General features: G+C 61.3%; 9 protein-coding genes and 1 tRNA gene. 5 read left to right on the top strand and 5 right to left on the bottom strand.

Going from position 1 to position 9,150, the window contains the following annotated elements:
* Positions 1–172 precede the first annotated feature (172 nt).
* On the bottom strand, positions 173–433 hold the full coding sequence (locus VNX23_RS29160; RefSeq protein WP_325635039.1) for a hypothetical protein: 261 nt from the start codon (positions 431–433) through the stop codon (positions 173–175).
* 197 nt (positions 434–630) lie between these two features.
* On the opposite strand from VNX23_RS29160, the gene VNX23_RS29155 reads away from it, so the two are divergent.
* Entirely contained in the window at positions 631–1,851 is a 1,221-nt protein-coding gene (locus VNX23_RS29155) for a GGDEF domain-containing protein (protein ID WP_325635038.1), read from the top strand.
* A 76-nt stretch (positions 1,852–1,927) separates the two neighbouring features.
* Positions 1,928–2,551 (top strand): peptidoglycan recognition family protein, encoded by a 624-nt coding sequence (locus VNX23_RS29150; RefSeq protein WP_325635037.1) that lies wholly within the window; start codon positions 1,928–1,930, stop codon positions 2,549–2,551.
* Between the two features lie 330 nt (positions 2,552–2,881).
* Here VNX23_RS29150 and VNX23_RS29145 read toward each other — a convergent pair whose 3' ends face one another.
* The 4 genes from VNX23_RS29145 to VNX23_RS29130 form a co-directional block, all read right to left on the bottom strand.
* Positions 2,882–3,151, bottom strand: a complete 270-nt coding sequence (locus VNX23_RS29145; RefSeq protein WP_325635036.1) for a hypothetical protein — start codon at positions 3,149–3,151, stop codon at positions 2,882–2,884.
* A complete protein-coding gene (locus VNX23_RS29140; protein WP_325635035.1) occupies positions 3,148–3,417 on the bottom strand; it encodes a hypothetical protein in 270 nt (89 codons plus the stop codon). Before VNX23_RS29140 ends, VNX23_RS29145 begins: the two co-directional genes overlap by 4 nt.
* A 166-nt stretch (positions 3,418–3,583) precedes the next feature.
* On the bottom strand, positions 3,584–4,483 hold the full coding sequence (rpoH, locus tag VNX23_RS29135; RefSeq protein ID WP_325635034.1) for an RNA polymerase sigma factor RpoH: 900 nt from the start codon (positions 4,481–4,483) through the stop codon (positions 3,584–3,586).
* A gap of 215 nt (positions 4,484–4,698) precedes the next feature.
* Positions 4,699–5,754 (bottom strand): RluA family pseudouridine synthase, encoded by a 1,056-nt coding sequence (locus VNX23_RS29130; protein WP_414643107.1) that lies wholly within the window; start codon positions 5,752–5,754, stop codon positions 4,699–4,701.
* Here VNX23_RS29130 and VNX23_RS29125 point away from each other — a divergent pair.
* The 3 genes from VNX23_RS29125 to VNX23_RS29115 all read left to right on the top strand — a co-directional run bounded on the left by VNX23_RS29125 (position 5,739) and on the right by VNX23_RS29115 (position 8,830).
* On the top strand, positions 5,739–6,071 hold the full coding sequence (locus VNX23_RS29125; protein WP_325635032.1) for a hypothetical protein: 333 nt from the start codon (positions 5,739–5,741) through the stop codon (positions 6,069–6,071). The two genes, VNX23_RS29130 and VNX23_RS29125, sit on opposite strands and share 16 nt — an antisense overlap.
* A 204-nt stretch (positions 6,072–6,275) precedes the next feature.
* Positions 6,276–6,350: transfer RNA gene (locus VNX23_RS29120), tRNA-Glu, on the top strand.
* Positions 6,351–6,982: 632 nt separating this feature from the next.
* Positions 6,983–8,830, top strand: coding sequence for a hypothetical protein (locus tag VNX23_RS29115; protein WP_325635031.1), 1,848 nt, complete (start codon positions 6,983–6,985; stop codon positions 8,828–8,830).
* The last annotated feature ends 320 nt before the right edge of the window (positions 8,831–9,150 follow it).

Raw genomic sequence — 9,150 nt, 5'->3', positions numbered from 1 at the left:
ACGGCGCCTATCCGCCCAACACGCTGCTCATCATCGATCGCCTGGTACAGGAGCAATTTCTGATCGAAGTGAGCGCGGTGGCGGCGCTATAAGAGTAAGACAGGAAATTTTGGACAAGAGCGGACGCGGCCAACAGATCGGCCGCGTCCGATTCTGAAGACAGCGCTTTATCTCAACGCCCGGCTTCGACACCGCTGCGCAGATAGTGCGTTCTGCCGTCCCGGCCATAGCCAGCAACATTGGCTGAACCGTAGCCCGGCGCGTACGCATAAAGTCCGCTGCCGTAGCCGCCAACCGACGGATAGCCGGCGCGTTCGCTAGAGGCGATAGTACCGGTGGTATAGGCGCTTTGCGCGGAAGCCGCGGTGGCTGCGCCAATCGTCGCGCCGAGAGCGAGCGCCAGCGCGAGAGTGATCTGCTTTGTGATCGTCATCACACGTTCCTTTCCTTTAAGCACGAAACCCGGCCCAAGCACTGAGCTTGGTGGCCGGGTTTCGTGGTTCGATATGCTGGAGTCTTATTGGTGCATGATCTTTTCGGAAAACCGGTTTCCACTTTTCCGGATCATGCACTGGCCGGACCGGGTGGTCGAAAAAGGGGAGACGGGGCGGTGGTCGCTCTGGTTTCAGGATGCTGAACGTACCGACGCTGTGGACGGCGTTCGTCGTCAATTTCCTCGCGCTGGGCCTGATCTGGGCCTTCGTCATGCGCAGCTACCCGTCATTCGAGGCCGCCCGTTTCTGGACAGCTTCCGCGTTCGCCGCCGCCGCCGGCGCCGGGATTGCCATGCTGCTGATGGTGACAAATTCGCTGATACCGCTGCTTGTCGGCGGCACGATCGTGATCTTTTCCGGCTGCCTTGCCACGATGGGGATCGAGCGCTTTTACGATTCTCCAGTCAGCTGGCGCGCGACCTCGCTGATCACCGGGCTCAGCTTTGCCGGCCTCGCGCTGTTCGTGTTCGGCCATGACAGCTCGACCATGCGGATCGCGATCTATTCGACCGGCCAGATCGTGCCGCTGGCGCTGCCGCTCAGATTGCTGATGTCGCGCGAGGACGGCCGCGTCAATTACGGGGCCCGGCTCACGGGCATCATCGCGCTACTCATCATCGCGATCTATGTCTTCCGGGTCGTCGCCAAGGTCTTCCTGATCGGCGGCGATTTCTCCTTCGTCCAGTTCAACACGCCGCAATCGATCGTGATTTTGGCGCTGATGTTCCTGTCGATGTCTCTCAATTTCGGCTTCCTCGTGATGGCGATCGACCGGCTGCGCAACGAGGTCGCCGGTCTCGCGCTGATGGACGATCTCACCGGCGTCGCCAACCGGCGGCTTCTGGTGCAGCGCCTGACCGAGGAATGCGCGCGTTCCGAGCGCAGCAAGCAGCCGTTCGCGCTTCTTGTAATTGATCTCGACAGCTTCAAGGCCATCAACGACAATCATGGCCACGCGGCGGGCGATGCCTGCCTGCAGCATTTCACGCTGATGGCGCAGACGCGGTTGCGGCCGGGCGACACGCTGGCGCGTACCGGTGGCGACGAATTCTGCATCGTGCTGCCGGCCTCGACCTTGCGCGAGGGCGCGATGGTCGCGCGCCGTATCATCGACGTTTGCCGCGAAGACGCCGCCGCCTTGATGGCCAATGAGGTGCCGATCGCGGTCTCGATCGGAGTCGCGCAATGGACGCCGGAGATCGGCGGCTTCCCCGACCGCCTGATCGCGGCGGCCGACCACGCGCTTTATGTCGCGAAGAAAGAGGGCAAGAACCGCTATTCGGTCTACGAGACTTCCCCGCCGCTGGTGCCGGAAGCCGCGACCATGTCGGGCCTTGCGCTGCGCCGGCACGCCTGATGGCGGCTCCTCAAGACAGCTGCTCGAGCTCTCCCCGCACTTGATCCGGCGATGGTCTGCCGCATATTGGGCAGCCATGAAGATGCGACTCATGCTGACAGCGCTCTGCGGGTTTGTGATGCTCACCCCGGCGGTGGCGCAAACGCCGGACCTCGAAACGATTGCGCGCGCCTCCGGCATGCCGGAGATCCCGGGTCTGAAGATGGTTTGGCTTGCCCCTTGGGGCGAAGTCGGCGACGCCCATCCCTGGCGCAACATCATCGTGCACCAGACCGAGGGGCCGGCAGGGTCGGCGCGGGGCGGCGCCGAGGCGCAGGCCAGGAACCCGACCCGGCGCGGCGTCACGGTCTGGGTTGAAACCGACGGCACGGTGTACTGGGCGGTGCCGGAAACGATGGTGACGACCCATGGCGATGGCGCCAACCGCAACGACAACAAATACATCGATAACGGTCCGACCTTTCACCAGGTGGTGCGCGACAATTCGATCGGCGTGGAATTCGCCGGCAATTATCCCGACGTCACGCGCCGCGCCACCGAGGCGCAAATCGCGGCATGGCGGATTTTGGTGAAGGTGTTGCGTGCGCGTTACCGGATTCCGCTCGACCGCGTCTATGCGCACAACTGGATCGACTTCAAGGACGCGCGCTATTGCGAGGGCTGCGAACTGGCGACGCTGGCGCGGCAGTGGGGGGAGTGAAACATGCCGAGATGAGGCAAAATCGAACGGCATCGAAGGTGCCACCTCTCCCCTTGCGGGAGAGGTCGGATCGCATCACTGGTGGTCCGATTCCAACATTCGCATTCCGTCTCGGCAGGCAGTTTGCGAATGTTGGAATCGAAGGACCACCAGCAAATTATAATTTTCTGGTGGAGTTTTGGATTTGACATTCGCCTTCGAACTCGCGGTAAACACGGTGGCGAATGTCAAATCCATTCCCTGTCCGCGCCACCTTCTCCCGCAAGGGGAGAAGGAAAGGAATTCGTGGCCGGACAGATGAAACCGAACCTGATCGCTCGTGAGGCTGATTCACACCGGCTGGGCCATCCAGCGGAAGAAGCGGTGGATCAGCCCGCGATTTCGCGCAGTATCGGCCGGCTGTTCCTCGTCCGCGGCGATGCAGCGCTTGGTGAAGTAATCCAGGAACACCATGTCGTTCGGCTCGGTGACCGTGAAATTCTCCCCGCCCACGAACACCGTATAGTCGTAGAAGAACGGTCCGATGAAGGGCACCGACACCGGCGTGGCGCGGTCCTTCGAGATCACGAACTCCGAAGGCTCGAGCCCGTGCGCGATCATCGCCGCTCCAGCGCAGGCAGGCGTCGCATGAATTCCGGCGAAAAGCCGCCGACGGTCGATTGCAGCGTGATCGGCATCTCGCCTCCGTTCACAAAGTGCACGTTCCTGCCTTGGTCGGCGCAGCATGGGGCGAGGTTCAAGGAGGAGCTGCCGTTGGAATCGTCTTTGACACTGTGTACTTTCGTCATGGCCGGGCTTGACCCGGCCATCCACGTCTTGGCACAGCCGAAAAGAAAGCCGTGGATGCCCGGGTCAAGCCCGGGCACGACGAGTCTCGTGCCCAACTCTCGGCGAACCAGTATCGGGATCGCGCACGTGCGATAGCCCAACAAAAAAGCCGGCGTCGCCGCCGGCTTTCTCGTTCGTTCTCGATCCGCCTTTTATGTCTCTCGCAGGTCCGCCAAGCGCGCGCAGCGATTGTCGCACGAGCGATTAGTGCGCGGCCTCCAACGCCGCCGCTTCCTGCCTTGCGATGGTGCCCTTCACTGCCGTCTGCACCTTTTCGAAGGCGCGGACTTCGATCTGGCGCACGCGTTCGCGCGAAACCCCGAATTCGGCAGCGAGGTCTTCCAGCGTCATTGGCTCTTCCGCCAGACGCCGCGCCTCGAAGATGCGGCGTTCCCTGGGGTTGAGCACCTGGATGGCGCCGTTGAGCGCCTCCCGGCGATGATCGAACTCTTCGTGCTCGGCCATCATGGCTTCCTGGTTGGGCGAGGTATCGACCAGCCAGTCCTGCCATTCGCCGGCTTCGCCGTCGTCGCGGATCGGCGCGTTGAGCGAGGCGTCGCCGGAAAGCCGGCGATTCATGTCGATCACGTCCTGATCGGTCACGCCGAGCCGCCTGGCGATCGTCTTCACCTGGTCGGGGTGCAAATCACCCTCGTCCAGCGCCGAGATCTTGCTCTTGGCCTTGCGCAAATTGAAGAACAGTTTCTTCTGGTTCGCGGTGGTGCCCATCTTCACAAGCGACCACGAACGCAAAATGTACTCTTGAATCGAAGCCTTGATCCACCACATGGCGTAAGTGGCGAGCCGAAAACCCTTGTCGGGCTCGAACCGCTTGACCGCCTGCATCAGGCCGACATTGCCTTCCGAGACGACCTCGGAAATCGGCAATCCGTAGCCGCGATAGCCCATGGCTATCTTGGCCACGAGCCGGAGATGGCTGGTGACAAGTTGATGTGCCGCGTCGCGATCGTCGTGCTCGCGCCAACGCTTGGCGAGCATGTATTCCTGCTGGGGTTCCAGCATCGGGAACTTGCGGATCTCGGCGAGGTACCGGGAAAGGCCGGATTCTCCATTGAGAATCGGCAGGGTAGCTGTACGGGCCATTTAGCGCCCTCCAGAGGTTCAGGCCCCCGATAGCGGCGGGCCAGGCAGGCGGCTGCTGTGTCAAAGCCAGTCGCTCAGCGATGTTCCACGTTGATTATCCAACGCAACTGCAACATACACCAAACGGGGGGTCGTTTGGAAGTTAAACCGCCGTCACGTTCCGGTGTGGCTGCCATAACCTGTTGTCATAGCATTGCTTTTCCGGACGTCCTGCGTCATAGCGCCGCTTGGAGGCTTTGGCGTAGAGCTGCGAGATCCTCCGGCAAATCCGACTTCCACTCCAGAATCACCCCTGTTTTGGGATGCTCCAGGGCCAGAAGGTATGCATGTAGCGCTTGGCGGCCCAAGCCGCTCAGGGCCGCCTGGCTCCGCGGGCCGAGCTGGCTGGCCTTGGTCTTGAAGTGCGGGCTATAGACGGAATCGCTCATCAGCGGGTGGCCGATATGGGCCAGATGTACCCGGACCTGGTGGGTGCGCCCGGTCTCGAGCTCGCAGGCAAGGAGGGCGGCGACCGGCTTGCCGTCCACCCCCTTAAAACTTTCCAAAGTCTCCCAATGGGTGACGGCCTGTCGACCGCCGGGGCGGACGGCCATTTTCTCGCGCGCGTAAACGTGGCGGTCGATCGGCGCGTCGATCGTGCCGCGCTGCCGGTTCGGCACTCCCCAGACAAAGGCGAGATAGCCGCGCCGCATTTCACCGCTGCGGCCGTGATCGGCGAACTGCGCCGACAGCGAGCGGTGCGCGGCGTCATTCTTGGCCACGACCATCAGCCCGGTCGTATCCTTGTCCAGCCGGTGCACGATCCCCGGACGCCTGACCCCGCCAATGCCAGAGAGGCTCGCGCCGCAATGGGCGATCAGCGCGTTGACGAGCGTACCTGTCTCGTGCCCGGCGGCCGGATGCACGACCAAGCCTTTTGGCTTGTCGATGACGATGATGTCGTCGTCCTCGTAGACGATGTCGAGCGCGATATTTTCCGGCAACGGCTCTGCGGCGGCGGGCTGTGGCACGTCGATTGTGATCGTATCGCCCCGCCCGACATGATAAGCGGGGTCGCGTATGGGGGTGTTTTGGACTTCGACGCGGCCGGCAAGGATCAAGGCTTTCAGCCGCGATCGGGACACATCGATGAGGCGCGTGGCGAGCACGCGGTCGAGCCGGGTCGAGCCCTCGTCTCCCTCGACGATGACTTTAAGCCTTTGACCGCGATCTGTGCCTTGTTCCAAGGTAGTGCCAACCTCTTGAAGAGCCGTCGATGACCGAAGCCGCATTGCCCGAGCCGACCCCGGAGCAGGCCGCGCTGTTTGTCCGGGTGCGGCGCATGATGCTGATCGCGGGCCTGACCACGGCGCTTGCGATTTCGGCCGTCTTGATTGCCATCGGCTACCGTCTTTTCCGCACCGAGGGAAGCGCCAACGCGCCCGACATCGCGGCGATTATGCCGAAGGGCGGGCGAATCATCTCCACCGCCGTCGCCGGCGACCGGCTGGTGGTGACGATCGATGTCGGCGGGACGGTCGAGATCCGCACCTTTGACGCGCATACGCTCAAGGCCGCCGGTAGCTTGAGGTTTGTGAACGAGCCGTGAGAGTCAGCTCCAGCTTCTTCTCCCTCCCCCTTGCGGGGAGGGTCGATGCGAGTGCAACGAGCATCGGGGTGGGAGTTATAAGAAAAGCCCCCCACCCTGGCCTTCGCTTCGCCTTCCCTCCCCACGCGTTCCGCGGGGGAGGGATAAGAAACCCCGCCTTGCGGCGGCCCGGTTTCAAGGCTATTCCCTTGGACCCACCGTTACGCTCCCATCGTCTAGCGGTTAGGACGCGGCCCTCTCAAGGCTGAAACAGGGGTTCAATTCCCCTTGGGAGCGCCAATGATTTCAGTCGCTTAATGTCGTTTCCGAGGTCGAAGCCGTTCGCTTCTCCAACTTTTCTCCAACAGCACGCCACAAGCGATTTTGTTGGTCCAACGCTAGGTTGTACGAGCAGGGTCTTCACGGATGGGAGTCGATCTCGATCTGGGTGTCGCGCTTTGCTTTGACGTGGGGCGTTGTCACTGGTCTTGAGTCGTACCGTAGTTTCGAATCCCACTGTCGCCGCCAACGGATAGCGCGGCGTCCTGTGCGTGCCTCAAGATATCTTTACAACTAAACGGATTCAGAACATCCTTTCTACCGAAGATTTGGGGGAACGTTAGCGACGTCCGCCGGCAAGGTGGGGTTGCATTTGCCGCGTTTCAGACTGTGCGGATCGCGGAGTTTCCTCCGGTAAGGAGGAATTTTTGCATGACAGAGAGTAACGCGACCCTGGCTGAGACCAAGCCGTTCCAGCTCGGTCTCGTGTTGGCTGGCGCGATCTCGGCCGGAGCCTACACCGCAGGCGTCCTCGATTTTTTGTTTCAAGCGCTGAGCGAATGGGAAAAGGATCGCGGCAAGCCGGGAGTCCCCAATCATCGTGTCGTGCTGAAGGTCATGCAGGTGCATCGGCCGGCGCGATCAGTGGGGCGTTGGGCGCAATTGCGCTGGCGCGTGGCTTTTTGCCACGGGAATTCACGCCGTCGGAAATCGCCAATTGCTGTCCCGATCACTATCCGACGCGTCAGCGCTTCCGCTGCGTGCTGCCGTCGCTGCATCGCACCTGGGTGGTTTTGCCGGCGATGGTGAGCCAAGATGACCCGAAAGGTGGATTGCTCGGGACCGGCGATGTCCCCGGAAATGTCGTGGTGCGTTCGCTGCTCGACTTTTCAGTACTTGATGCCATCAAGAGAAGCGCGATCGAACCTCTAAAAGAGCAGAGCGGCAAGCCGCTCGCCCAGCCGGTGCCTTACGTCGCCAAGCGCCTGCACATCTACAACATGATCTCCAACATGCGTGGAATTCCCTACCGGATACAGTTCGGCAAGGGCACCGCCTACGGGATGCAAACGGTCGGCGACCGTGTCCACTACGTCGTTAGCGGTATCGGCAGCACGGACATCGCTGATCCAGCTTCCTGGGTTGAGCTCGATGCCGCGAGGGCAAGCATCGGGATTTCCGCAACGACGCTGCCACGTCTTGTCGGAGACAAGCTCAATGACTGGGGACGTTACGGGGAGGCGGCCCTTGCTTCCGGGGCCTTTCCTATTGGGCTTGCTTCGCGCACACTGGAGTTTGCGTGGCCACACTATCTTGAGCGTCTCTATCCGGTCGAGATGCCCGCGAAAGTTGCTATTCGCCCCGCCTTTCCGGAGGGAACTATCGGCCTCAGTGACGTTTTCAAGTTCGAGACGCTCGATGGCGGCCTCGTCAACAACAATCCGTTCGATTATGCGCAGTTTGCATTGATCGGAAAAGCATCGACGGGTCCGATCGACGGCACAGCCGTCGAGCGCGCAAATATCATGGTCGCGCCGTTTCCGGAGCCTCCAAAATTTTCCTCCGAGGGCTCGCCTTCTCCTGCGCTCGCCGCGATTGCGCGAGCGCTGTTCCCGACACTGCTGAATCAGGCGCGGTTTCGTGCATCGGATCTCGCCCCAGCCGTCGACGAACGCGACTTCAGTCGGTTCCTGATCGCGCCGTTGCGCCGAAGACCGCGAACCGACGAAGCCCAAGAACATATGCCGCTCGAACGGTATGCAATCGCTTGCGGGTTGCTTGGCGGCTTCGGCGGCTTTCTCGATGAGGGATTTCGCGACCATGACTTCCAGCTTGGTCGCCGCAATTGTCAACACTTCCTCCGCACGAGCTTTGTTGTGGCAGCAAACAATGTGATTGTCGGCCAGCCCGGCAAGGCCGGAACGGTTCCGGTGATTCCGTTGCTAGGGACGGCAGTGGATCCCATACCGCTGCCGCGCTGGCCGCAAATGGACGAGGAGGCCTTTACCCTCTTGTGCGAGCGTATGACAGCACGCATCGACGCGATCGTTCCGCGGTTATTGCAGTCCGAAATACAGGGCGGTCGCTTGCGCACGGCATTCCGGTTTGCCTGGCGCCTCTCGCTGCGGAAGCGCCTGATCGGGTTCGTCGAGACAACAATGCGCGCCGATCTGATACGTCGGCGACAAATCGCAGGTTGGGATTTTCCCGGTGATCCAGTTGGCGGACGCGACGTGGAGGATGCGCAGGACGTTCTTGCGTTGATCAGCACGACATCACGATACCAGACCGCCCAGAACATCGCCGGCAGAACGGGTCTGCCGCCGGAGTTCGTGACGGCGGTGTTAGACCGTTTGTGCAACGAGGATGCCAACAAACGGATACGAGTCTGGAAAGACGAATGGGGTTATCTGACGTTTGCGCGTCGGCCCGGCTTCATCAAGAACTCGCGACCGGTACGCTGGTTCAAGCGCAAATGGAATCCTCCAAAGGACGTTTAGTGAGGGTTTGGGGGTTCGCAACCGTCGCGCGATGATAGTCCGTGCGCTCGTGTATCTTTACAACCGGAGGGTCTCGTAACATCGTCGTCTGTCGGACGCCTGGACAACGTTAATGCCCGCAAAGTTGCGAGCAGGATTTTTCACTATCGGGTTCGTTCAGACGGCCCGGATTGCGGGCACGTCACGATTCGTGCGCTGGTTCGAAGGAGCAATTCGGGGTCGATCAATTTCCGCAGCACGGAGGCTAAATTTCAATGATCGAATTGCCAGAGGATTTTGCGGTTCTGGATTTTATCAAGATCGTCCTGCCGTACGGCACG

Origin of the sequence: Bradyrhizobium sp., from assembly GCF_035570375.1 — a bacterium.
Lineage (GTDB): Bacteria > Pseudomonadota > Alphaproteobacteria > Rhizobiales > Xanthobacteraceae > Bradyrhizobium.
This window is presented reverse-complemented; position numbering and strand designations above follow the sequence as displayed.